20 protein-coding genes and 1 pseudogene are annotated in these 23,674 nt (G+C 49.9%); 16 read left to right on the forward strand and 5 right to left on the reverse strand.

The window, feature by feature from the left end:
• The first annotated feature begins 103 nt into the window (after nucleotides 1-103).
• The 7 genes from BM200_RS12930 (at nucleotide 104) to BM200_RS12960 (ending at nucleotide 7,590) form a co-directional block, all read left to right on the forward strand.
• Nucleotides 104-598 carry a phosphatidylglycerophosphatase A family protein gene (locus BM200_RS12930; RefSeq protein WP_091185847.1) on the forward strand — a complete coding sequence of 165 codons (495 nt, stop codon included), beginning with the start codon at nucleotides 104-106 and terminating at the stop codon, nucleotides 596-598.
• Between the two features lie 96 nt (nucleotides 599-694).
• On the forward strand, nucleotides 695-883 hold the full coding sequence (locus BM200_RS12935; RefSeq protein WP_015846041.1) for a hypothetical protein: 189 nt from the start codon (nucleotides 695-697) through the stop codon (nucleotides 881-883).
• A 37-nt stretch (nucleotides 884-920) separates the two neighbouring features.
• The gene (gene accD / locus BM200_RS12940) at nucleotides 921-1,793 is read left to right on the forward strand and encodes an acetyl-CoA carboxylase, carboxyltransferase subunit beta (protein ID WP_091185850.1); all 873 of its coding nucleotides are present in this window, start codon (nucleotides 921-923) and stop codon (nucleotides 1,791-1,793) included.
• Nucleotides 1,783-2,820: an acetyl-CoA carboxylase carboxyltransferase subunit alpha gene (locus BM200_RS12945; protein ID WP_091185853.1), complete on the forward strand. Its 1,038-nt coding sequence runs from the start codon at nucleotides 1,783-1,785 to the stop codon at nucleotides 2,818-2,820. The genes accD and BM200_RS12945 overlap by 11 nt, the downstream gene beginning before the upstream one ends.
• Nucleotides 2,821-2,911: 91 nt before the next feature.
• Nucleotides 2,912-4,666 carry a pyruvate kinase gene (pyk, locus tag BM200_RS12950; protein ID WP_091185855.1) on the forward strand — a complete coding sequence of 585 codons (1,755 nt, stop codon included), beginning with the start codon at nucleotides 2,912-2,914 and terminating at the stop codon, nucleotides 4,664-4,666.
• A 189-nt stretch (nucleotides 4,667-4,855) separates the two neighbouring features.
• Entirely contained in the window at nucleotides 4,856-5,323 is a 468-nt protein-coding gene (locus BM200_RS12955; RefSeq protein WP_091186324.1) for an acyl-CoA thioesterase, read from the forward strand.
• 203 nt (nucleotides 5,324-5,526) lie between these two features.
• Nucleotides 5,527-7,590 (forward strand): RNA degradosome polyphosphate kinase, encoded by a 2,064-nt coding sequence (locus BM200_RS12960; RefSeq protein WP_091185857.1) that lies wholly within the window; start codon nucleotides 5,527-5,529, stop codon nucleotides 7,588-7,590.
• Here BM200_RS12960 and BM200_RS12965 read toward each other — a convergent pair.
• The gene (locus BM200_RS12965; RefSeq protein WP_091185860.1) at nucleotides 7,581-9,110 is read right to left on the reverse strand and encodes a Ppx/GppA phosphatase family protein; all 1,530 of its coding nucleotides are present in this window, start codon (nucleotides 9,108-9,110) and stop codon (nucleotides 7,581-7,583) included. The two genes, BM200_RS12960 and BM200_RS12965, sit on opposite strands and share 10 nt — an antisense overlap.
• 280 nt (nucleotides 9,111-9,390) lie before the next feature.
• Between BM200_RS12965 and citZ the strand changes: the two genes are divergently transcribed.
• The 7 genes from citZ (at nucleotide 9,391) to BM200_RS13000 (ending at nucleotide 17,829) form a co-directional block, all read left to right on the forward strand.
• Nucleotides 9,391-10,503: a citrate synthase gene (gene citZ, locus BM200_RS12970; protein WP_091185861.1), complete on the forward strand. Its 1,113-nt coding sequence runs from the start codon at nucleotides 9,391-9,393 to the stop codon at nucleotides 10,501-10,503.
• Nucleotides 10,504-10,544: 41 nt separating this feature from the next.
• Nucleotides 10,545-11,840 (forward strand): NADP-dependent isocitrate dehydrogenase, encoded by a 1,296-nt coding sequence (gene icd, locus BM200_RS12975; protein WP_091185864.1) that lies wholly within the window; start codon nucleotides 10,545-10,547, stop codon nucleotides 11,838-11,840.
• A gap of 267 nt (nucleotides 11,841-12,107) precedes the next feature.
• Nucleotides 12,108-13,049: a malate dehydrogenase gene (gene mdh / locus BM200_RS12980; RefSeq protein ID WP_091185866.1), complete on the forward strand. Its 942-nt coding sequence runs from the start codon at nucleotides 12,108-12,110 to the stop codon at nucleotides 13,047-13,049.
• Between the two features lie 95 nt (nucleotides 13,050-13,144).
• Nucleotides 13,145-15,310: a DNA helicase RecQ gene (gene recQ, locus BM200_RS12985; RefSeq protein ID WP_091185868.1), complete on the forward strand. Its 2,166-nt coding sequence runs from the start codon at nucleotides 13,145-13,147 to the stop codon at nucleotides 15,308-15,310.
• A 113-nt stretch (nucleotides 15,311-15,423) separates the two neighbouring features.
• Nucleotides 15,424-15,849: a hypothetical protein gene (locus BM200_RS12990; RefSeq protein WP_091185870.1), complete on the forward strand. Its 426-nt coding sequence runs from the start codon at nucleotides 15,424-15,426 to the stop codon at nucleotides 15,847-15,849.
• Between the two features lie 229 nt (nucleotides 15,850-16,078).
• The gene (locus BM200_RS12995) at nucleotides 16,079-17,029 is read left to right on the forward strand and encodes a sugar kinase (RefSeq protein WP_091185873.1); all 951 of its coding nucleotides are present in this window, start codon (nucleotides 16,079-16,081) and stop codon (nucleotides 17,027-17,029) included.
• 2 nt (nucleotides 17,030-17,031) lie between these two features.
• Complete coding sequence (locus BM200_RS13000; RefSeq protein WP_091185876.1) at nucleotides 17,032-17,829, forward strand: DeoR/GlpR family DNA-binding transcription regulator; 798 nt, start codon at nucleotides 17,032-17,034, stop codon at nucleotides 17,827-17,829.
• A gap of 51 nt (nucleotides 17,830-17,880) precedes the next feature.
• Here the strand turns inward: BM200_RS13000 and nagA are convergent, their stop codons facing one another.
• Both nagA and nagB read right to left on the reverse strand, forming a co-directional pair.
• Nucleotides 17,881-19,068, reverse strand: coding sequence for an N-acetylglucosamine-6-phosphate deacetylase (gene nagA / locus BM200_RS13005; RefSeq protein WP_091185879.1), 1,188 nt, complete (start codon nucleotides 19,066-19,068; stop codon nucleotides 17,881-17,883).
• Nucleotides 19,068-19,793 (reverse strand): glucosamine-6-phosphate deaminase, encoded by a 726-nt coding sequence (nagB, locus tag BM200_RS13010; protein ID WP_091185881.1) that lies wholly within the window; start codon nucleotides 19,791-19,793, stop codon nucleotides 19,068-19,070. Before nagB ends, nagA begins: the two co-directional genes overlap by 1 nt.
• Before the next feature lie 261 nt (nucleotides 19,794-20,054).
• Here nagB and fni point away from each other — a divergent pair, with 261 nt between their 5' ends.
• Together fni and BM200_RS13020 are read left to right on the forward strand one after the other, a co-directional pair.
• Nucleotides 20,055-21,125 (forward strand): type 2 isopentenyl-diphosphate Delta-isomerase, encoded by a 1,071-nt coding sequence (fni, locus tag BM200_RS13015; RefSeq protein ID WP_091185886.1) that lies wholly within the window; start codon nucleotides 20,055-20,057, stop codon nucleotides 21,123-21,125.
• Nucleotides 21,126-21,211: 86 nt separating this feature from the next.
• Entirely contained in the window at nucleotides 21,212-22,198 is a 987-nt protein-coding gene (locus BM200_RS13020; RefSeq protein WP_091185887.1) for an MBL fold metallo-hydrolase, read from the forward strand.
• 40 nt (nucleotides 22,199-22,238) lie between these two features.
• On the opposite strand, the gene BM200_RS13025 is transcribed toward BM200_RS13020, so the two are convergent.
• Nucleotides 22,239-22,958: a sulfotransferase family 2 domain-containing protein gene (locus BM200_RS13025; protein WP_175532848.1), complete on the reverse strand. Its 720-nt coding sequence runs from the start codon at nucleotides 22,956-22,958 to the stop codon at nucleotides 22,239-22,241.
• Nucleotides 22,955-23,568 (reverse strand): annotated as a pseudogene (cysC, locus tag BM200_RS13030) (adenylyl-sulfate kinase). The gene BM200_RS13025 and the pseudogene cysC overlap by 4 nt, the downstream one beginning before the upstream one ends.
• Nucleotides 23,569-23,674: the final 106 nt, after the last annotated feature.

Here is a 23,674-nt window from a genome sequence, read left to right on the forward strand (position 1 = left end):
CATACATTTAGTGTTACAAGTGGGATTAAGCGGTACAGCAGCCGCTATATTTCCCCGGCTTACGTTGCATGAAGACGTACAAGCATATGCGGGAGGGATGGACATGACGTCCGGAATCGAAAATTGGTTGCAAAAGCGTGGAGTAAGTGTTGATGATATTGCAGAGATTGTATATACGCTGCAACGTCCCTACAATGCGGATTTGACCATTGAAGAGTGCGAAGTGAGCGTAAGGGCTGTGCTGGAGAAGCGCGAGGTGCAGTATGTGCTGTATACCGGAATCGCTCTTGACGAGTTGGCGGAGCGCCGGCTGCTGCCGGAACCGCTGCAGGCGATCATGGAAACCGATGAGTCTTTGTACGGTGTAGATGAGACTTTAGCGCTAGGAATTACGAATGTTTATGGCATGATTGGCTTGACGAGTTTCGGATATTTGGATAAAGTAAAGCCCGGCATCATTCGTCAGCTCAATCTGAAAGGCGAGAAAATTCACGTATTTCTCGATGACCTTGTTGCAGGATTGGCGGCGGCAGCTTCAGCAAGAATCGCGCACCAGGACCCAAAAGCCATCCGATACCATTTGCCCGATTCGCCATGACTGTGGTATCATTATGACATCATATGGCCTTAAACGGGATTGACTTGTTTGAAGATGCGAACTTTGCCCCGGGCAGAGTTTTCAGGAGGTACCATAATGTGGACGGTCATTTACATCGCTCCAACCGCTAGAATCGCGGACAACATCAAGAAGCGGCTTACGGAAGAAGGCTTTCTCGTAAAAGTCCGTCCAGTTAATCTGTCTAAACAGCAATATGAGATTTTGGTTCCGTCGGGTGAATTGGAGGAAGTACAGGAAGTATTTAACTCCATTATGCAGCCGTAATAACCTTATACTATTGCGCCTTGAGAGGTGTCACACATTGCAAATTAAGGACTTATTTTCAAAGAAGAAGTATGCGACCATCCCTTCTGAGCGGCCTAAACGCGACATACCGGAAGGTCTAATGAATAAGTGCTCCAAATGCGGCACCATTCAGTACAGCAAAGAATTGGATAAGAACTTGAAGGTATGCTCGTCATGCGGGCATCATTACCGTCTGAGCGCTTGGGAACGGATTGGAATGACGCTTGATGACGGGCGTTTGTTTGAATACGATGCTGAAATGGAATCTGTCGATCCAATGGAATTCCCTGGGTACAAAGGGAAGCTGGAGCAGCAACGGCAGAAGAACCCTAGTCTTCGCGAAGCCGTCGTAACCGGTGAAGGCACCATTAACGGCCATCCGGTTGTTGTTGCGGTTATGAGCTTTGACTTTTTCAGCGGAAGCATGGGGTCTGTCGTTGGTGAGAAAATAACACGAGCAATTGAAGCGGCACATGAGAAGAAGCTGCCGCTGCTTATTTTCTCGACATCGGGCGGTGCCCGCATGCAGGAAAGTATACTTAGCCTAATGCAAATGGCGAAGACAAGCGCCGCTCTTTCCATGTTTCAAGGGGCTGGAGGCTTGTTCATTTCGGTGTTTACAGATCCAACGATGGGCGGGGTTTCCGCCAGCTTTGCGAGTCTTGGCGACTACAATTTGGCCGAGCCCGGCGCGCTTGTCGGATTTGCGGGCCGCATTGTAATCGAGCAGACGATTCGCCAGAAGCTGCCGGACAACTTCCAGACAGCAGAGTTCAACATGCAGCATGGACAGCTTGACCTGGTCGTTCACCGCAAGGATATGAAGGTAACGATTGGCAAGCTGCTTGATATGCATACCGTAAGGGAGGGATTATCCCATGGCGGCTGAACAGATGCTTCCATTCGAGAAGCCGATCAGTGATTTGCGCGAGAAGATTGCAACGCTGAAGACGCTGGCTGAGAACAACGGCATGGACTTTTCCGAAGAGATTGCACGACTAGAAGAAAAGTGCAAGGCAATGGAGGAAGAGTTGTACAACGAAATGACTCCGGCGCAGAAGATGCATATTGCGCGTCTTCATCAGCGTCCGACCTCGCTTGATTTCATTCAGGCGGTCTTCACGGATTTCATGGAGCTGCATGGCGACCGTTTGTTTGCTGATGATCTGGCGATTGTCGGCGGTCTGGCCAAATTGAATGGGCTGCCGGTCACGGTTATTGGTCATCAGCGAGGCAAGGATACGAAGGATAATATTGCCCGTTTCTTTGGCAGTCCTCACCCGGAAGGATTCCGGAAAGCGCTGCGTCTTATGCAGCAGGCAAACAAATTTAACCGCCCGATTATTACCTTTATTGATACAAAGGGCGCTTATCCTGGCAACACGGCCGAGGAGCGTGGCCAATCGGAAGCGATTGCCCGTAACTTAAGAGAGATGGCCGGATTTGGCGTGCCGATCGTCTGCATCGTAATTGGTGAAGGCGGCAGCGGCGGAGCTCTTGCTCTTGGCGTCGGCAACCGGGTTCTTATGCTTGAGAATGCGATTTATTCCGCGATTTCGCCTAACGGCGCAGCCTCCATTTTATGGAAGGATGCAACGAAAGCGGATATTGCGGCTGAAGCCATGAAAATTACGGCGAAAGATTTGCTCGAATTCGAGGTTATCGAGGATATCGTAGAGGAGCCGCAAGGCGGCGCTCATCGAGATTTGGCGTTTACCGCGGAACGGCTGAAGGAGAAATTGTGGAAGCATTTGGTGGAACTTCTGCCGATGACGCCTGAGCAACTCATTGAAGACCGTTACCATAAATTCCGTAAGATTGGCCAATTCCGTATGGCTGAAGCTGCATCGCAGGAGACTCCGCAAGCTTCGCAAGAATCGGATGCTCCTGAAATGACGGAATCGGCAAAGGTATAAAAATTTTACAATTGTAGTACAAGCTGCGGCTCAAGAAAATGATTATTGACAATAATGACTATAGCAGGCACTAAACGGAGGATAATTAAACATGCGTAAAGCGAAAATTGTATGTACGATCGGACCTTCCAGCGAATCGTTGGAAAACACAAAGAAATTGATTAAAGCGGGTATGAACGTTGCCCGTCTGAACTTCTCCCACGGCGACTTTGAAGAGCATGGCAACCGTATTAAAAATATCGGTATTGCAAACAAAGAGCTGGGTTCAAACGTAGCGATTCTGCTTGACACGAAAGGCCCGGAGATTCGTCTTGGCAAGCTGAAAGAAGAGCCAATCGAACTGGTACAAGGCGAACGAGTAACGTTGACAACAGAAGAAATTCTGGGCGACATTAACCGCGTGCCTATTACTTACACTGATCTGCCGAAGGACGTTTCCATCGGTTCGACCATTCTGATCGATGACGGCCTGATTGGTCTGACCGTTGAAGAAGTACAAGGAACTGAGATCATTTGCCGTATCGTAAACAGCGGTCAAATCAAGAGCAAGAAGGGCGTTAACGTTCCTGGCGTTGCCATTTCCCTTCCTGGTATTACGGAAAAAGACGCTAACGATATCATCTTCGGTATCGAGATGGGCATCGACTTCATTGCCGCTTCGTTCGTTCGTAAAGCAAGCGACGTGCTTGAAATCCGCGAACTGCTTGAGCGCCACAATGCAAGCCATATCCAAATCATCTCCAAAATCGAGAACCAACAAGGCGTTGACAACCTCGATGAGATTCTGGAAGTATCCGACGGCCTGATGGTTGCCCGCGGCGACCTTGGCGTTGAGATTCCGGCCGAAGAAGTACCGCTGGTACAAAAAACAATGATCGAAAAATGTAACCGTGTAGGTAAACCGGTTATTACAGCTACGCAAATGCTGGATTCGATGCAGCGCAACCCGCGTCCAACCCGCGCAGAAGCAAGTGACGTAGCAAACGCGATCTTCGACGGTACGGATGCAATCATGCTCTCCGGCGAAACGGCTGCTGGTAAATACCCGGTTGAAGCGGTAACAACAATGTCCCGCATCGCTGAGCGTGCAGAAGCAGCTTTGGAATACCGTGAAATCTTCACGAAACAAGCTAACGCTCAACAAACTTCCGTAACAGAAGCAATCAGCCAAGCGGTTGCAGTATCCGCACTGGATCTGAATGCAGCAGCTATCGTGACATCGACACAAAGCGGCTTCACAGCTCGCATGGTAGCTAAATACCGTCCTAAAGCACCAATCATCGCGGTAACAAACGATGAGAAAGTAATGCGCCGTCTGGCTCTGATCTGGGGCGTTAAACCGGTTCTTGGCGAAATCGCCGAAACGACGGACGCTATGTTCGAGAACGCGGTTGCAGGTGCTAGAGGCACTGGCCTGATCAGCCTTGGCGATACTATCGTTATTACAGCGGGTGTTCCGGTTGGCCGAGCAGGTACAACAAACTTGATCAAGATCCACCATGTTGGCGAGCTTCTGGCACAAGGCCAAGGTATCGGCAGCCAAACAACGACTGGCCGCATCGTTGTAGCTCGTACGCCTGAAGAAGCAAACGCACGCGTTACTAAAGGTTCGATCCTCGTAACGGTATCGACTGACAAAGAATATATGCCTGCTTTCGAGAAAGCGGCAGCTGTTATTACGGAACAAGGCGGTATTACAAGCCATGCAGCCGTATGCGGCATTAACTTGGGTATTCCGGTTATTCTGGGTATTTCGAATGCAACTGAATTGCTCATGGACGGTACGGAAGTAACGGTCTACGGCGAAACAGGTGTTGTATACTCCGGACAAGCTAAAGTCCTGTAATACCAAATTTCATATTTCTCTAGCAAGTAGAGAACAGCAGAAGCGAGGGTGAGCTATTCACCGTCGCTTTTGTTTCAAATATATATAGTTTTAACGACTTGCCGCCAATGGTGGCGAAAGCCGATTCGCTTGAAATAGGATTAATTTTTTATTACATAAGTTCGTAATAATATAGGGGGTAGCTTCATGATGCCGTCACAGAAGTGGTTCCTGCATCCTCTGCGCGTTCGTTATCAGGAAACGGATCAAATGGGGGTAGTCTTTCATGGCAATTACATAACATGGTTTGAGATTGGCCGTACAGAGCTGATCCGTTCATCGGGTTATGATTACAAAACAGTCGAACAGCAAGGCTTGCTGCTTCCCGTAGTGGACCTGCAATGCCGTTATGAGCTTCCGGCACGATATGATGATACGGTGTTAATATGTACGCGCATTTCTGATTTTTCCCCGGTACGTCTTTCCTTCGAGTCCGAAATCCGCAGAGTGGGTCTGGATCAATTTCATCAGGCTATCATTGAGAACAGCGAGGAGCTGCCTGGCGAAAGACTGGTTGCAGGCGGCACGAAGCACGTCTGGGTGAATGAGAAGTGGCGGCCGGCAAGACTGGATAAAGCACTGCCGGAATTGTATGCCCTGCTGCAATCCCTGGCATAGCGGTTCTTTGGTAGCGAAGGTTGTTTCGGTCGAGTGCGACTATTGTGTGTTGTTTGTTTCAACCATCAAAGGTTGATCAAGAAACAAACCACAAGGAGCAATCGGCCGAAATAACCGGAGCCCTTAACCTACTCTTTACAAATCGTTAATATTCCAATAATAGTCATCTGTCATAATAGGGGCATGATTGGGAGGCGTGAGGAATGACAAGACAATTGTCCCACTATGTGAACCGGGATTTGAGCTGGATTGAATTTAATCGCAGAGTGCTCCAGGAAGCTCAGGATTTGGATAATCCTCTGCTTGAACGCGCCAAATTTTTGTCCATTGTGTCAAGCAATCTGGATGAATTTATGAGTGTAAGGGTAGCCGGCATACAGGATCAGATCCGTGCAGGCTATACGAAGATGGATTTTACAGGCTATACGCCTGCGGGACTATGGAAGAGACTCATTAAACGGACGACCCAGATGGTCTATGATCAATACAAAACCTATCGGGAAGTATTCCGCAGTCTCGGGCGGGAAGGCATTATCATCACTACCGTCGAGGAGTTAAACGCAAGTCAATCCAATGCGGTATCCCAATATTTTCAGGAAATTGTGTTTCCTGTACTTACACCGATGGCCGTTGACCAAAGCCGTCCTTTTCCGCTGGTTCATACCAAGGAGCTGTATTTGGCTGTGCTTCTCCAGCAGGATAAAATGGACAAGGAAGATGAGCCGTTGTTTGCCATTGTTCAAGTTCCGTCGATACTGCCTAGGTTTGTACCGATACCTGGCCGAACAAACAGCAAGAAGATGGAGTTTGTCCTGCTTGAGGATCTTATCGAGAATCATATTACAACCTTGTTTAACGGATACACGCCATACGCGGTACATCCGTTCCGCCTTACGCGAAACGCCGATCTTACATTAAATGAAGACGGCGCAGAGGACCTTCTGGAGGAGATTGAGAAGGAGCTGCGCAGAAGACGCTGGGGCATTCCTGTCCGGCTTGAGGTGGCCCGGGGCATGCATCCGATGGCTCTTGAGATTCTGAAGGAAGAGCTCGAAATCGAGGATAATCTCATTGAAATTGATGGTCCGCTTGATCTCAGCTTTTTGATGAAGTTTGTACATTCGCTGCCAGGTCATGATAATCTCAGGTATAGCCGGCTTGAGCCTGTCTATCCGTATGAATTTGACGAGACCGATGACATGTTCGAAGTGATTCGTCAGCGTGATGTGCTCATGTATCATCCCTATGAGTCGTTTGACGCGGTGACTGATTTTATCGAGCAGGCGGCAGATGATCCGGATGTTCTGGCTATTAAGATGACCTTATATCGTGTGAGCGGGCAGTCTGTGCTCGTTCAATCCCTGTCGAAGGCAGCGGAGTCCGGCAAGCAGGTAACCGTCGTCGTTGAGCTGAAAGCCAGATTTGATGAAGAACGGAATATTGCCTGGGCTCGCCAGCTGGAGAAGTCGGGTTGTCATGTTGTATACGGGCTTGTTGGCCTCAAGACACATGCCAAGATTTTGTTGGTTGTCCGCAGAGAGCAGGGTACACTCCGCCGCTATGTTCATGTCGGTACGGGGAATTATAATGACAGCACTGCGACTTTATATACGGATATCGGTCTGTTTACATCTCATCCGATAATCGGCAGCGATGCCTCGGCTTTATTTAATGAAGTGACGGGTTATTCTTCGCCGTATGAATGGAAAGCCTTTGGCGTGGCTCCTACCGATCTGAAGGAGAAGCTGTTCCGGTTAATCGAACGTGAGATCGCTAATGCCGTGCAAGGCAAGGGAGCGCGTATAATCGCGAAGATGAACTCTTTGTCCAATCAGGAAATGATTGATAAGCTGTATGAAGCATCTCAAGCAGGGGTCAGGATCGAATTAATAGTCCGAGGCGTTTGCTGCTTACGGCCAGGGGTTGCGGGGCGCAGCGAGAATATTCGTGTGATCAGTATCGTTGACCGGTTCCTGGAGCATGCAAGAGTGATGTACTTCTATAATGGCGGGGAAGAAGAGGTTTACCTGTCGAGCGCGGATTGGATGACGAGGAATCTGACGCGGCGGATCGAACTCATGAGTCCGGTATTTGATGTGAGCCTCCGCAAAACATTAATCAATATGCTGCAGCTGAACCTGGATGATAACGTGAAGGCGAGGGAGCTGCGGGCAAACGGCACCTACGTTCATGTAGAAAACGATATGATGCCGTTCCGCAGTCAATTTGAAGCAAGATCAATTCCGCAATGGAAAAATTACGTGTAGTCGGGTTGTACCAGCTCAGGGATAAGTCCCCAAAGCTTCTTGAAATCGGAGCTCAGCTCTTCCACTTCACGGGCTTCGACGGCTAATGTACCATCGGAACGAACCGGATACAGCAGCAGCTGGCTGCCGGATTGAACGGCTTCAAGCCTGCCGATAGCCTGCGTCTCGCTGCGGTCTAGCGCTGCCGCGAGCTGAAGCAGAATACCAAGCTTATGAATGGTATCAAAATCGGATTCGCCTAGCAGTTCCTTATACTCGAGGAGCTGCTGGCGGGTCCGGTTTTTGCTTTTGTAGGAAGCGATAGCCGCGATCATTAGAGTTTCTCGGTGAGCAAGCCCGTTCAAATGAGAGTTTACGATCAGGTAGAACGTATGCTTCGCGTATTCATAATAATCAATCGAAGCGCCAATCCGGAATAAGGTCGAGGCCGCATCCAGCAGCACCTTGGCACGGTTCGGAAGCAGATGGAAGGGTCTCAGCTCATCATATAGCTGGAGTGCCAGCCGGTTAACCTGCATCACATGCTGCTTGGGAGCGGCAGGGTGCAAGGCGCTAACGTTCCGGAGGCTGAATGCAAGCACATCCTGATGCATCGAACGGCCCGGGAAACGGGTTGCGTGGAACAGACCGTCGCGCAGACCGGAACCGCAAATGCGGTAATGAGAGGTCTTAAGCAGACGGAATAACGTGCGCAGCACGGCTATGCCAGGCACGATAACATCGACGCGGTCCTTGGACAGCCCCGGAAATTTGCGCCGCTTGTCGAACGGGGTTTGAAACAATTCCTGGAATAAGACGTCAGCATCGGTCCCTGTCATAGGATAATTATGGGTTTGGGTGAATGGGTATTTGGTGACGGCTTGATGGATTTTACCCATAGCGCGGGCCGTCCCGCCTACTCCGATAAGCGGCAGAGATGGTGATTTGGTCAGCCAAGGCTGGCTTTTGACCGCCTCGGTAACTAATGCTTCAATACTCTTCAGGCCTTCATCGCTAAGCATCCCTTTCACCGCATACTTTTGGTTCAAGCTGACGCAGCCAAACGGGAAGGATACGGAATGGACGAGCTGGCGGCCTCGGAATAGGGATACTTCCGTACTTCCGCCTCCGATATCAACAAGAAAGCCATCCTGCACATCCATCGCATTAATCATGCCAAGGAAGCCGTAAGAGGCTTCGTCTTCGCCGCTTAGTAATTCAATGGCAAGACCGGTTTCAGATTTAATGGTGTCAAGAATAGCCGATTGATTAGCCGCGTTGCGAATGGCAGCCGTTGCTACCGCCCGGATATGGCCGGTCCGGTTATGAGCGCAGATCATGTTGAAGTGGTTAAGCGTACCAAGAAGCTCGGTTATCGCTTCTTCAGCCAGAAAACCATTGTCATCAACACGTTCAGCCAGGCGGGCTGGACGCTTGCCGCCGTCAATGACCCTGTGCGCGCCGTTCGCAGTCCGCTCATACACGACGAGGCGGACAGAGTTGGAGCCGATGTCGATAATGCCGATTCGTTGTTCCGTCATCGTTGTTCCTCCGTGCAAGTTATTTCTTCTATTCTATCACATTGAAATATGATTGCGAAAAGCGAGTATTTTTGCACATATTAGGGAAAAATGCAGCTGGAGCAATTTGTGCGAAAAATGTGGGAGAAAGGGAATGAAAAAAAACTTTATAGCGCTGATAAAGCATTTCTATGTCCGGTTTTGTTCACTTCGCTGGTAAAATCATTTATGATTAATAGCGACGAGAAAGATTTGTTTACTATTTTTGGCGAAAAATTTTCAAGTTAGAGGAGAGACAACGATGACAGCAACTAAAGGTCTTGAAGGAATTGTGGCCGCTTCTTCATCAATCAGCTCCATTATTGATGGAGTCTTGACATATCGCGGTATCAATATTGATGATCTTGCAGAAAATGCGACATTTGAAGAAGTTGCCTACCTGCTCTGGTACGGCAAGCTGCCTAATCGTTCTGAGCTTGACGGCCTGCAGCAGAAACTGGATCAATATGCGGCTATCCCCAATCAAGTGATTGAACAAATTAAATTGTATCCAAAAGGAACCAACTCGATGGCAGCGCTTCGCACAGCGATCTCGAGTCTGGCCCTGTACGACGAATCCGCAAACGATATGTCTCCTGAGGCGAACCAGCTGAAAGCAATCAAGCTGCAGGCTCAACTGCCGACTGTTGTTGCTGCTTTCGCTCGCATCCGTGACGGTAAAGAGCCAGTTGCCCCGAAACAAGGCGTATCGATCGCTTATAACTTCCTCTATATGCTGACTGGCGAAGAGCCGGCTGAAGTTGCTGTTAAAGCACTGGATCAAGCCCTTGTTCTGCATGCAGACCACGAGCTTAACGCTTCTACATTCGCAGCCCGCGTAACGGTTGCTACACTGTCCGACATCTATTCCGGCGTAACATCCGCAATCGGCGCTTTGAAAGGCCCTCTGCATGGCGGCGCGAACGAAGCGGTTATGGTGATGCTGGAGGAAATCGGTTCGTTAGCTAACGTTGAAGGCTACATCAACAACGCACTTGCGAACAAACAAAAAATCATGGGCTTTGGTCACCGCGTATACAAAGACGGCGACCCTCGCGCGAAGCACCTGCAGCAAATGTCCCGTGAGCTGGGCAAATTGACCGGCAATATGGAACTTTACGAGATGTCTATTAAGATCGAAGATTTGGTTACCGGCCAAAAAGGTTTGAAACCAAATGTTGATTTCTACTCGGCATCGGTATACACTACATTGGGCATTCCACGCGATCTCTTCACGCCGATCTTCGCGATCAGCCGCGTATCGGGATGGAGCGCGCATATTCTTGAGCAATACCAAGACAACCGTTTGATTCGCCCTCGTGCTGATTATGTCGGCCCGGTTAACGCGAAATATATCCCAATCGAGCAGCGCTAATTAGGCGCATGCTTACATACCCTTAAGGAGGATTTATACTAATGGCACAATTCGAGAAATACGCCCTTCCAACAGAAGGCGAGCAAATTACAATTGATAACGGTTTGCTGCAAGTACCTAACAACCCGATTATTCCTTTCATCGAAGGCGACGGCACTGGCCGCGACATCTGGCGCGCATCCAAACGCGTTCTTGACGCAGCTGTAGAGAAAGCATACGGCGGCAGCAAAAAAATCGCTTGGTACGAAGTATTTGCCGGCGAAAAAGCATTCAACGAATTCGGCGAGTGGCTGCCAGCTGACACGCTGACTGCAATCCGTGAATACATCGTTGCTATTAAAGGTCCTTTGACTACGCCAATCGGCGGCGGTATCCGTTCCCTGAACGTTGCGCTTCGCCAAGAGCTTGACCTGTACACTTGCCTTCGTCCAGTTCGTTATTTCGCTGGCGTACCTTCCCCGGTAAAACGTCCTGAACTGGTTGACATGGTTATCTTCCGTGAGAATACAGAAGACATCTATGCTGGTATCGAGTACCAAGAAGGTTCTGAAGAAGTGAAGAAAGTAATCGCGTTCTTGCAAAACGAAATGGGCGTTAACAAAATCCGTTTCCCTGAAACTTCCGGTATCGGCATTAAGCCAGTATCCAAAGAAGGCTCCCAACGTCTTGCTCGCGCTGCAATCGAATATGCGATCAAACATGGCAAGAAAACTGTTACACTCGTTCATAAAGGCAACATCATGAAATATACAGAAGGCGCGTTCAAGAACTGGGGCTACGAAGTGGCTGAGCAAGAGTTCGCTAACAAAACCTTCACTTGGGGTCAATACGACCGCATTAAAGAAGCAGAAGGCACAGACGCTGCTAACAAAGCACAAGCAGAAGCTGAAGCAGCTGGCAAAATCATCGTAAAAGACGCGATTGCCGACATCGCTCTTCAACAAGTTCTGACTCGTCCTACTGACTTCGACGTAATCGCAACTTTGAACCTGAACGGCGACTACCTGTCCGACGCTCTGGCTGCACAAGTTGGCGGTATCGGTATCGCTCCAGGCGCGAACATCAATTACCTGACTGGACATGCAATCTTCGAAGCAACTCATGGTACTGCTCCTAAATATGCAGACAAAGACGTTGTTAACCCAGGTTCCGTAATCCTCTCCGGCGTTATGATGCTTGAGCATCTGGGCTGGCAAGAAGCGGCTGACCTGATCTATAAAGGTATGGAAGCTTCGATCAACAACAAAACCGTTACTTATGACTTCGCACGTCTGATGGACGGCGCTACTGAAGTGAAATGTTCGGAGTTTGCTAATGAAGTAATTAAAAACATGTAGTTATAAAAAAGTGGGGGCATTGTGCCCCCTCTTTTTTTCCATAAGCGGTCATCTTCAAAAACCCTCGATAATAAGGATGACTTACGGCAATAACGGCAATAATGCAGATGTTAAACAAGGAATGCTTACGAAGCACGTTTACTTTATGACCAAGAACGAACTTGGTCAAAAGAACTAAACGTTTCAGCTAATGCTTACGAAGCAAGAATCACCGAATAGCCTGAACCAGGCCATTTGTGTGGTTATTCTTTTCAGGAGGTAATCTCAATGCCTATTAAACGCAGAAAAATTACAGTTGTAGGTGCGGGCTTCACTGGCGCGACTACGGCTCTGATGGCAGCACAAAAGGAACTGGGTGACATTGTTCTTGTCGACATTCCCCAGCTGGAAAACCCGACAAAAGGCAAAGCGCTTGATATGCTGGAATCGACTCCTGTTCAAGGTCTGGACGTCAACATTACGGGTACTTCCAATTATGAGGACACGAAAGACTCTGACGTCGTTATTATCACTGCCGGTATTGCCCGTAAGCCGGGGATGAGCCGGGATGATCTGGTTAACACCAATGCCGGAATTGTAAAATCGGTATGCGAGAACGTGAAAGCGACCAGTCCAAACGCTTATGTGATCATTCTCTCCAACCCTGTGGACGCCATGACTTACGTGGCATATCAGACGCTGGGCTTTCCTAAAAACCGCGTCATCGGCCAATCCGGCGTTCTGGATACCGCCCGTTATTGCACCTTTATCGCACAGGAGCTGAATGTGTCGGTAGAGGACGTACGCGGCTTTGTGCTTGGCGGACATGGCGATGATATGGTACCGCTCGTTCGTTACTCGAATGTTGGCGGTATTCCGATCGAGAAGCTAATTCCGGCAGAACGTATTGAAGCGATCGTGCAGCGTTCCCGCGTTGGCGGCGGCGAGATCGTTAATCTGCTCGGCAATGGCTCGGCCTACTATGCGCCGGCAGCATCACTCGTTCAAATGACAGAAGCGATTCTGAAGGACAAGAAACGGATTCTGCCAGTCATTGCTCTGCTTGAAGGCGAATACGGGTATAACCATTTGTTCATGGGCGTTCCTACAATTATCGGGGGCGACGGCATTGAGAAGGTGATTGAGCTGGAACTGACCGCGGAAGAAAAAGCGGCTCTGGACAAATCAGCCGAATCCGTTCAAAATGTAATTAAAGTAGTAACGGGCTGACCAACAGGCCAACAACTCATAAAAGTTTCGTTTGGGAGGACCCTGACACTTAGCTGCCAGGGTCCTCGTTTTGATTTTAGGAAGGGGGAATAAACGTGCTGCAGCAAGCACGAAACGAGCTGAAAAGGGTATACGGGTATGATACATTTCGTCCCGGGCAAGAAGATATAATCGAGGGAATATTGGAAGGACGCGATACGCTTGCGATTTTGCCGACGGGCGGAGGGAAGTCGATCTGCTTTCAAATTCCTTCCCTGCTGTTGCCGGGAACCTCGATTGTTATTTCTCCATTAATCTCTCTGATGAAGGATCAGGTTGATACGCTGAACCGGCTTGGCGTTCCCGCAGCCTTTCTGAACAGCTCCCTTGGTGCGGAGGAATATCGGGTTACCCTTCGGAATGCGCTGAGAGGCGAGTATAAAATGCTGTATGTGGCTCCTGAACGATTGGATGCGCCGATGTTTACGTCCCTGTCGGAACAGTTGCATATCCCGATGATAGCCATTGACGAGGCCCACTGCGTCTCGCAATGGGGTCATGATTTCCGTCCCAGTTACCGGCAGCTGGCGGGCTGGATCGGCAAGATGCCGAACCGTCCGCTTGTAGCCGCATTTACAGCGACAGCAACCCAGGAGGTAGCGGCGGACATTACGGTTATGCTTGGTCTTCGTGAGCCTAATGTATTCGTTACCGGCTTTGCAAGACCTAATCTGTCCCTGTCAGTTGTAAGCGGAGGAGACAAGAAAAACTTCCTGCAGCAGTTCCTGCGTGAGCGGGAGGATCAATCCGGCATCATCTACACGGCGACGAGAAAAGAAGCGGAGCAGGTTCAGGAGCTGTTGATTCGAAAAGGGATCTCGGCGGGTAAATATCATGGGGGGCTGTCCGATACGGAACGAGCGGATACGCAAGAGCGGTTCCGGTTTGACGAAATCCGTGTCATGGTAGCCACTAACGCATTTGGAATGGGGATCGATAAGCCCAATGTCCGGTATGTCATCCATTGGCAGATGCCGGGCGATATCGAATCTTACTATCAGGAAGCTGGCCGTGCCGGCCGGGATGGTGAGGAAAGTGAATGCGTGCTTCTGTTTGAACCGCAGGATGTGCAGGTGCAGCGTTTCCTGATTGAGCAAGGCATGGGAGACGAATACCGAAAGTCGGTTCAGCTGTCCAAGCTTCATAACATGATGAATTACAGTCGTACCCAGCGCTGTCTCCAGCAATATATCGTTGATTATTTCGGCGAAAAGGGAGTAGAGCCTTGCGGTAAATGCAGCAACTGTCTCGATAAAAGCGAGCTGGTTGACCGGACGGCGGAAGCACAGAAGGCACTCTCCTGCGTGGGACGGATGAAAGGACGTTTTGGCGTCACGATGGCAGCTAAGGTTCTGAAAGGCTCCAGAGATAAACGCCTGCTAGAGTTTGGGCTGGATCGTCTGACGACCTATGGTCTGTTTAACAATTGGCCGGAGAAAGAGATCGCCGATTGGCTCTATTGGCTTGTGGCAGAAGGTTATCTGCGGATGAGCGAAGGACAGTACCCGACCGTATCGCTTACAACGAGCGCCCTGCCAGTGCTGGAGGGCAAAGAAACGGTGAAGCAGCGGCTTCGCACCAGTGTTCGCAGAAGTGCTTCAGGAGATAGCGGAGCAGCCTCTTCACCACTATTCGATGCGCTCAAGCAATGGCGTAAAGAAGCCGCAGCAAGAGAAAATGTTCCTCCGTTTATGCTGTTCTTTGATGCTACGCTGAAGGAACTGGCTGATGTCCGGCCGGTAACCGAGGAGCAGCTGCTGCAAACCAAGGGAATTGGTGCGGCTAAAGCTGATAAATACGGGGCAGAGGTCCTCGCCATTATTCAGGCACACGCCGGAAGCGAGGGGAATACGGGGACAGCCGGCATCAGTTCTGTGCCCAGAAGGCCGGCCGCACGTCCTTCTGCATCTTCGGAGGATACGCCAAGTCATGTAATGACGCTGGAGCGCTTTAACACCGGGATGACGACATCCGACATCGCGGATGAACGCGGATTAAGCCGGGTTACAATTGAAGGCCATCTGATCCGCTGCGCGGAAGAGGGGCATGAGCTTGACTGGGGCAGAGTAATTCCGGAGCAGTATGAAGACCAGATTGTGCAGGTTATTCAGGAGCTTGGAGCGGACAAGCTGAGGCCAATCAAGGATGCTTTGCCAGAGGAAGTGGACTATTTCGCGATCCATGGCGTAATCGCCAAGCACGGCTTTAAGACGAAATCTTGAACATTGCCGAAAATGCTTGTGAAATGCCGGAAACCTAAAGGTTGTTCTTTGTGTTTCAGACAGGCATTTAGTATACTTATTGGTAGATTACGCATATGCAGGAGGTTTTTTTAATGAATGATGTATTTTTCTTTTTACACTTGTTAGGGGCAGTCGGGATGGGCTTTTATATCGTTCTGCCAATCATGATCGGTAAAGCAACGAAGCTTGCCGGCCTTGGACAAGGTGGACTTGCTGACGGTCTTGTGTCGGCGAACCGCATCGTGCAATATGCGCTTGTCATTCAGCTGCTTACAGGCGGCTACATGATGTCGCAGGCTGACTATTCCGTAGCCTGGATGATTATCATCACGCTTCTGTTCCTGGCTATTGCAGCGATCTCAGGCATTATGTCGAAGCCGCTGAAGCGTATCGTATCGTCGATTCAGGACGGACAAAGCGCAACGGGCCATATTGCCAAAGCTCGTACATTCAGCCTGATCGTATTGATTCTTTATGTGGTTGTCATTTATTTCATGGCCTTCCCGATGTACGAATAATAATCATACTAATTTTTTGCATTCGCCATTTAGGTAAAGCTTAGCTTAAGAATTACCACTGCGTGTTAATTCTTAAGCTAAAGCTTACGAAGCAAGAATGACCACTGCGTGTTAATTCTTAAGTTAGCGCTTACGAAGCAAGAATGACCACTGCGTATTAATTCTTAAGTTAGCGCTTACGAAGCAAGAATTACCACTGCGTGTTAATTCTTTTTAGGGGGAGAAGAACGTGCATTCACCAGACGTAGTAACCTTTGGAGAAACGATGGCATTGTTTATGCCGCAGGAGCACAAAGCTCTGGAGCGCGCGACAACACTGGAGCAGGGCTTTGGCGGTGCAGAAAGTAATGTGGCAATCGGGCTGGCAAGACTGGGATGCTCGGTAGGGTGGTTCGGATCACTTGGTAATGATCCGTTCGGCCGCATGATTGTGAAAACGCTTCGAGGAGAAGGCGTTGATGTATCACGCGTCCGGCATAGCGACGAAGCTCCTACGGGGATGATGTTCCGTGAGCAGGTGGCGGGTCGTCTCGCCGTCCATTATTACCGCAAGCATTCCGCGGCAAGCAAGATGACTCCTGAAGAGCTGGATGAGGAATATATCCGCGGGGCCAAGCTGCTTCATGTAACGGGTATTACGACGGCTCTGAGCGAGAACGCGAAGCAAACGGTGCTCCGCGCGGTCCAGGTCGCCAAGGAAGCAGGCGTTAAGATCTGCTTTGATCCAAATCTGCGGCTTAAGCTATGGTCGATTGAAGAAGCACGGGAGGTACTCCTTCCTCTTGCGGAAGCAGCGGACTACTTTATGCCAGGCTGGGACGAGCTGAAGCTTCTGTACCAGACGGATGATTATGAAGAAGTAAAGGCCAAGCTGCTGCAGCTCAAAGCTGTGACGGTCATAAAAGGCTTTGACGATACAACAATTGTGCTGGACAAAGAAGAGGAAGTCAGCGTTCCATTCTATCCGGCAGAAAAAGTGGTGGATACCGTTGGCGCAGGGGACGGCTTCTGTGCGGGCTTCCTGGCCGGACTGATGAAAGGCATGACACCGGTTGAAGCAGTTGGGCTTGCAAGCATCAATGGTTCGCTGGTCGTACAAATGCGCGGTGACTGGGAGGCGCTTCCGGAGTGGACGGCAGTCGAACAGCGAATGTCCGCTAAAGCGTGGGTGGAGCGATAATAATGATTGATTCGAACGTATCTGGATCCAAGGGGCAGCGCCGCCGCGAAGCAATCCTGCAGCTGCTGAAGCAGCAAGGACGCATTACGATTCAAGAGCTGGTGGAACGCTTTGATTGCTCGGAGGCAACGGCAAGGCGTGATTTGGAGCAAATGGAAGCTGCTTTTCCGATCATCCGGACTATCGGCGGCGCGATGTATGACGGCATGAATACGGTCCGGGACACAGCGTTTGCGGAACGGGAAGGGCTGTCCTATTTGGAGAAGGAGCGTATCGCTGCCAAAGCGGCATCGCTTATTGAAGAAGGCGATGTCATTGGTTTGTCGGGCGGAACAACGAACTATTTGCTTGCCAAGCTGCTTAAGCTGAGAAGCGGGATTACCGTTGTTACCAATGCCGTCAATATCGCGATGGAGCTTGCGGGCAGCAGTGTTCAGGTAGTGGTTACAGGCGGCATTATGCGGCATAACAGCTTTGAGCTGTGTGGTCCGCTTGGCGAAGGGATGGTCGCGCATCTGAATATCGGCAAGATGTTCATCGGGGTTGACGGAGTCTCAGCTGCGGGGGGCATAACGACTTATTCCGAGCAGGAAGCCCAAATTGCGAAAGCACTTATCAAGCGCTCGCATACAACGTTCGCAGTCTTCGACCAGACGAAGGTGGGCAAAACCTCGCTGTTCTCGATAGCGGCATTATCCGAGCTCCAGGCCTTCATTACCGATCTGCCTCTAACCGGGGATCTGGCGGACGAAGCCGAGCAGCATCATATCGTGGTACATGTGGCAGACAAGCCGGAATAAAAAAGAGCGGTTGAAGGGGAGAGCCTCTCCCTTTCAACCGCTTTTTTGCGTTCACTCAGCATCCGCCGTATAAACCTGTCTGCCGTTTACCCAAGTAGCATTTACCTTGCCGAAATCAGGTTCGGCCAGCACAAGGTCTGCTCGTTTGCCTGCTGCAATCGAACCTGTGTGCTCGGAGATGCCAAGCTGTCTGGCCGGATTGCCGCTTGCATACCGGCTGATGTCGGTTACGCTAAGTCCGGAATGCTGGACCATATACCGGAATGCATTAATCATCGTTAAGCTGCTGCCGGCCAGATTGCCTTCCTGAAGCCTCGCTACGCCGCCTTCTACGATAACGGGCAGTCCGCCAAGATCGTAGAGGCCATCCGGTCTGCCTGCCGCCGAGATCGCATCCGTAATTAGAATAAGCCTGTCTGCCGGTTTGGAGGAGGCGAGCAGTCTGATAGCACCGGGATGAACATGATGACCGTCAGCAATAAGCTCGGCATAGATCCGGTTATCGGTCAGAACAGCGCCTACCGTACCGGGCTCGCGATGATGAAGCGGGCGCATAGCGTTATAGGTGTGCACGGCATGAGATAGTCCGGCATCGGCTGCTTGAGTCATCACTTCGAATGTGGCATCGGTATGGCCGCATGCGACTACAACGTTTTGGTCAGACAGCCATTTGATCGTGTCGATAGCTCCTTCGTTCTCAGGGGCTAAAGTGAGCAGCTTCAGGATGCCCGGGTAGCGCTCAGTCCAATCCTCGAGCCACTCAATCCGCGGAGGCGACAGATAAGCTGGGTTCTGGGCTCCAATCCATTTCAAGCTGATAAATGGTCCTTCGAGATGGATGCCGAGAAGCTCTGTGTAAGGCATCTCCTGCTTCATATAAGAGCTGGTTGCCTGGAATACGGCCTCGATCGCTTCCTGAGAAGCGGTTACTGTCGTTGCGAGCATCCCTGTTGTGCCTTGGGAAGCGTGGAACTTCGTTATCGTATCGTAGCTTTCACGGCTGGCATCCATAAAGTCTCCGCCAAATCCGCCGTGCACATGGACGTCGATAAAGCCCGGAAGCAGCCATGCTCCTTGTCCGTTCAAGACTTTATCCGCATCGGTTGACTGTTCTTCCTTGCCTTCCAGAACTTGAGCAATAATGCCGTCCTTAATCAACACACTGCCTTCTGTTATCCGTTCTTCCAGAACGATTCTTACATTCTGGATAAGCAGCGATCTGCCGCCATGTTGTTCCATTACCCCAACATCCTTCCTGCCTCGCGGTCAAGAAGCACGGTTACACGCGGATGCGTCTGCAACAGGGATGCCGGTACCTCCGTTGTAATGGGTCCCGTCAACGCTTGTTTAACGATATCTGCTTTATCCGCGCCACGTACCGCAAGGACGATCGAATTTGCTTTTAATATCGAGCCTACGCCCATCGTAATGGCATATTCAGGTACTTCGTCCATGCTATCGAAAAATCTCGCATTGGCTTCGCGGGTTTCTTCCTTCAGCTTGACCATATGGGTTCCGCCCGACAAAGCATGATCGGGCTCATTAAAGCCGATATGGCCGTTATGGCCAAGACCAAGAAGCTGCACATCAATCTGGCGCTCCAGCAGCATATGGTCGTAACGTGCGCATTCAGCTTCCAGATCTTCAGCCATCCCGTTCGGGAGGAAGGTCTGCGTATCAGGAATATCAATATGAGCGAATAAATGCTTGTTCATATAGTAAGCATAACTTTGATCATTATAAGGCTTGAGCCCGACATATTCATCGAGATTAAACGTTGTTACTTCCGCGAAGGATACTTCGCCTTTACGGTATTTCTCTACCATTTTGGCATAAATGCCTATAGGTGTCGATCCTGTTGCAAGTCCTAATACAGCGTTTGGTTTCGCTTTAATCCTATCGATAAAAAGATTGGCCGCGTAAGCGTCCAGTTCTAACTGGTTATCAAAAATTTGTACGTTCATGGAAGCTGCCCCCTCATTCACATTTGATTCTATTTTAAATTATATTATTCATTTTAACAACAAAATTGATTGTAAAAATCATTTTAATGATTGTAAACGTCAAAAATAAAAGGAGAGCTTGTTCCATCCTTGCTCCATTCCTGATCACTGGGTTATGATGAACAAAAGTATTCTCGCAAAGCTTGAAGCTTATGCTAAAATGCCACAAGCATTCGTGCATAAGCCGGAAGGTTGGCTATACAAATAGGAGGATTGCCCTATATGACAGTAGAGCAAATATCGGGGGCAAGCGCTTCCACATCGAAACGTAAAAGCGAGCATATTCGCATATGCCTGCAGGAGAACGTGGCTGGAGAAGGCATTGATACGGGGCTTGCGCGGCTGCGCTTCCGCCATAATGCACTTCCGGAAATTGCGTTCGACGACATCAGGCTCGATACGGAATGGCTGGGGCGGCCTATGCGTACGCCGCTGCTGGTCAGTTCGATGACGGGAGGCACCAGTGAGGCCGGCGCGATTAACCGCCGCTTGGCGGAGGCTGCAGAAAACAAAGGCTGGGCAATTGGCCTTGGATCCATGCGTGCTGCAATTGAACAGGAAGACCTGGCAGCTTCCTTTTATATAAGAGACATCGCACCTTCCGTGCCCGTTATCGCAAATATCGGGGCGGTTCAGCTTAATTATGGTTTTGGCGTAGACGCCTGCCGCAGAGCAGTGGAAATCGCGGAAGCCGATGCGCTGGTTCTGCATCTGAACAGCATGCAGGAAGTGTTCCAGCCTGAGGGGGACACCAACTTCCGTGATCTGCTGCCACGCATTGAGGAAGTATGCCGGGCGCTGCCCGTGCCCGTTGGCATCAAGGAGGTTGGTTGGGGAATTGATGCCGATACGGCTGCATTACTATCCTCTGCGGGGGCAGCCTTTATTGACGTTGCGGGAGCGGGAGGCACATCCTGGAGCCAGGTAGAGAAGTATCGTCAGAACGATCCGATGCGCAGATTAGCTGCTGAGGCCTTCTCTGGTTGGGGGATCCCGACCGCGCAAAGCATCTCCGAAGTCAAAGAACGGCTGCCGCACATGCCGGTTATTGCTAGCGGCGGACTGCAGCATGGCGTCGATGCAGCTAAATCCATTGCTCTGGGAGCCGATATCGCTGGTTTTGGGAGGGTGCTTCTTTCTCGTGCAGCAAACGAAGAGACACGATTATCCGTTGAGCAGTTAATGGAGCAATTCGATCGTATAGAGTTTGAGCTGCGTGCGGCCATGTTTGGGATTGGCGCGGCAACAATTACCGATCTTCAGCAGACGAACCGGCTTATTCCAGCCCGCTAACCAAGTAAGACCGGCAGGTTCAGCGAATACTAGACTGTCGGGTATAACGATGGTCGAAAGGGAATGATTGGGAGGGCAGAGCATTCATGACAGTGGAAACAAAAGTGTGGGACGGCGGATGGATTCAAGTGAAGATTCCGCTTCCTTTTTCATTAAAGTGGGTTAACAGTTATTTGATTCCGGAGAACGGCGGGAGCTACACCCTTATTGATCCCGGTCTGCACACGGATGAGGCACTTGAAGCCTGGGACGAGGCGTTTCTTAATCATGGAGTTACCATAGAGCAAATTACCCGGATCGTACTTACGCATCAGCATCCTGACCATTATGGTTTGGCCGGGTATTTCCAGGATCGGACTGGCGCACCTGTCTTTATCTCGGAACGTTCTCATCAGTACACACAACGGCTTTGGGGAAGCAGCAGCACCTATGCGGAAGAGCTGCGTGCCCATTTCGCCATCCATGGCATGCCTGATGAACTGACGCTTGAAATCAAGAGTAATCTGGACGGGTTTGTCCGGAAAGTATCTCCTCAGCCTCGCGTGACTTATCTGACTGCCGGCGACACGATTCAGCTTGGCGGATTGGACTGGCGGATGATTGATGCACCTGGGCATGCTTTTGGCCAGCTGTGTTTCTACGAGCCGTTTAACGGGTATATGCTCTGCGGTGATCAAGTGCTTCCTCATATTACGCCTAACATTGCCTTTAACCCTGGTGAGGAAGAGGATCCGCTGGGCTGCTTCCTGAATAGCCTGGACGAGTTGTATGAGTATAAGGTGAAGCTGGCTTTCCCCGGGCACCGTGAGCCGTTTACAGACTTTGCCAACCGGATCATCGAAATCAAGCAGCATCATGACCGCCGTTTGAACAAAATGTGGGAAATGCTGAGAGAACCGAGCAGCGCATTTGAGCTTTGCGAGCATTTATTTGGCGGTCATCTGCGGACGAATCCCCATAATCTTCGTTTTGCCATGTCGGAGACGATCGCCCATCTTCATTATTTGGAGAAGCGGGGCAAGATCATTCGAACCGGAACAATGGATACCGTTATGTTTCGTACAGCTGAATAAGGGATAACGAGCTAAGGCTTCACGGATGTGGGGCCTTTTTTCACATTCTGGCCGCTCTTAAATAAGCTTTGAGCTGTTTTTCTTGTTTAGAAGACAAATCTAATACATGCTCGTTAAACCGCTGGCAGGCGTGTTCATACAGATTCCGGTCAATTTCATTTTTTTGTATGACATTACTGACCGCTTCGCTGGATAGCGAACGGTATGAAGGGCGATTAGGTGTTACGTTTACTTTTGGGTAATGCGTCAGCTTCCAGTTCAATCGTTGCATAAGTAAAAACAAGGAAATATCATATAACTCCGTCAAGCCGACAAAAGCAAATTGATTGTCTAGAAGATCACGGGCTTTCTGGTAATTCGGATACGGATTATTGAGCTCGCCTGTGATCATTCGGGCTTGCAGATTGCAGTACTCGATATCATAGTAAGGATTAAGCACGTACTCCTCAAAGGTTAGATCTTCATCATAAGAAACGTCATATTCGGGATTTTTATATTTGAAATAAAAGTGGGAGAGTGTTCGTTCGAGAGGATGGCGAAGCATCGTAATATACTGGTAAGGCCGGTCCGTAAATTGGTGTATGCCATATATGAAATGTCCGCATAAGGCATCCGCGTTGACAAGCCGTTCACTTAATTGAATACCGTCAACAAGCGTATGGAAATGAACGATATTCGGGCAGTTTTCGTTAATCGCCTGAGTAAAGGAAGACCCGCCAGTTTTCGGAATATGCAAATAAAGCAGCAGCTTGTCGTTCAAAATTCCTCCCCTTCTTCCTTGATGGGATGGATAAGGCCGCGGTGCCGGATGTAAGACATAACGTCGTGCACAGAATCGGACACCGTTTGTTTGGCAGTCTCGAGAACAAGCTCCGGATGGAGAGGGGGCTCATATGGCGCCGAAATGCCAGTAAAATGTGTGATCTCTCCAGATCTTGCTTTCTTGTAAAGCCCCTTGGGATCCCTTTTCTCGCAATGCTCCATGCTGCAATTGACATAAATCTCGATAAATTCACCAGGCTGGACAGAAGCCCGCAGCCGGTCGCGGTCCTGTCTATAAGGGGAGATCGCCGCTACGAGGGTGATCATTCCGGCATCGGCAAACAGCTTGGCTATTTCACCGATTCTGCGGATATTCTCCGACCGGTCCTCCGGAAGAAAGCCCAGATCCCGGTTTATGCCATTACGGAGATTATCGCCATCGAGCAAATAGCTGCGGCAATTCAGCTTATAGAGCTCATGTTCAACAGCTGCCGCTACCGTTGATTTACCGGAGCCCGATAGACCTGTGTAAACCATAGAATGCAGCTTTGGTGATCATTGAGGAGCTGTCTGTCTTCCCGCGTCATGCAGGATTTTTGCCATTTCATATGCTTCTCGTTCAACTTCTCCGATCACTCCTCTCTTTTATTTATTACTAAAATATTCGAAAAATAGAGAAAAGGTTCAGAGGAAGAAAGCGGGAATGGAAAAGGC

The organism is Paenibacillus catalpae (assembly GCF_900112695.1).
GTDB classification, from domain to species: domain Bacteria; phylum Bacillota; class Bacilli; order Paenibacillales; family Paenibacillaceae; genus Pristimantibacillus; species Pristimantibacillus catalpae.

What these genes read in the sequence shown, in the direction of transcription:
- fni (WP_091185886.1), top strand. Translation starts at nt 20,055, where the DNA reads ATGACAGTAGAGCAAATATCGGGGGCAAGCGCTTCCACATCGAAACGT.
- BM200_RS12960 (WP_091185857.1), top strand. Translation starts at nt 5,527, where the DNA reads ATGACAAGACAATTGTCCCACTATGTGAACCGGGATTTGAGCTGGATT.
- BM200_RS12930 (WP_091185847.1), top strand. Translation starts at nt 104, where the DNA reads ATGACGTCCGGAATCGAAAATTGGTTGCAAAAGCGTGGAGTAAGTGTT.
- nagB (WP_091185881.1), bottom strand. Translation starts at nt 19,793, where the DNA reads ATGAACGTACAAATTTTTGATAACCAGTTAGAACTGGACGCTTACGCG.
- icd (WP_091185864.1), top strand. Translation starts at nt 10,545, where the DNA reads ATGGCACAATTCGAGAAATACGCCCTTCCAACAGAAGGCGAGCAAATT.
- citZ (WP_091185861.1), top strand. Translation starts at nt 9,391, where the DNA reads ATGACAGCAACTAAAGGTCTTGAAGGAATTGTGGCCGCTTCTTCATCA.
- BM200_RS12945 (WP_091185853.1), top strand. Translation starts at nt 1,783, where the DNA reads ATGGCGGCTGAACAGATGCTTCCATTCGAGAAGCCGATCAGTGATTTG.
- BM200_RS13020 (WP_091185887.1), top strand. Translation starts at nt 21,212, where the DNA reads ATGACAGTGGAAACAAAAGTGTGGGACGGCGGATGGATTCAAGTGAAG.
- BM200_RS12955 (WP_091186324.1), top strand. Translation starts at nt 4,856, where the DNA reads ATGCCGTCACAGAAGTGGTTCCTGCATCCTCTGCGCGTTCGTTATCAG.
- BM200_RS12935 (WP_015846041.1), top strand. Translation starts at nt 695, where the DNA reads ATGTGGACGGTCATTTACATCGCTCCAACCGCTAGAATCGCGGACAAC.
- BM200_RS12965 (WP_091185860.1), bottom strand. Translation starts at nt 9,110, where the DNA reads ATGACGGAACAACGAATCGGCATTATCGACATCGGCTCCAACTCTGTC.
- mdh (WP_091185866.1), top strand. Translation starts at nt 12,108, where the DNA reads ATGCCTATTAAACGCAGAAAAATTACAGTTGTAGGTGCGGGCTTCACT.
- pyk (WP_091185855.1), top strand. Translation starts at nt 2,912, where the DNA reads ATGCGTAAAGCGAAAATTGTATGTACGATCGGACCTTCCAGCGAATCG.
- BM200_RS12990 (WP_091185870.1), top strand. Translation starts at nt 15,424, where the DNA reads ATGAATGATGTATTTTTCTTTTTACACTTGTTAGGGGCAGTCGGGATG.
- BM200_RS13000 (WP_091185876.1), top strand. Translation starts at nt 17,032, where the DNA reads ATGATTGATTCGAACGTATCTGGATCCAAGGGGCAGCGCCGCCGCGAA.
- nagA (WP_091185879.1), bottom strand. Translation starts at nt 19,068, where the DNA reads ATGGAACAACATGGCGGCAGATCGCTGCTTATCCAGAATGTAAGAATC.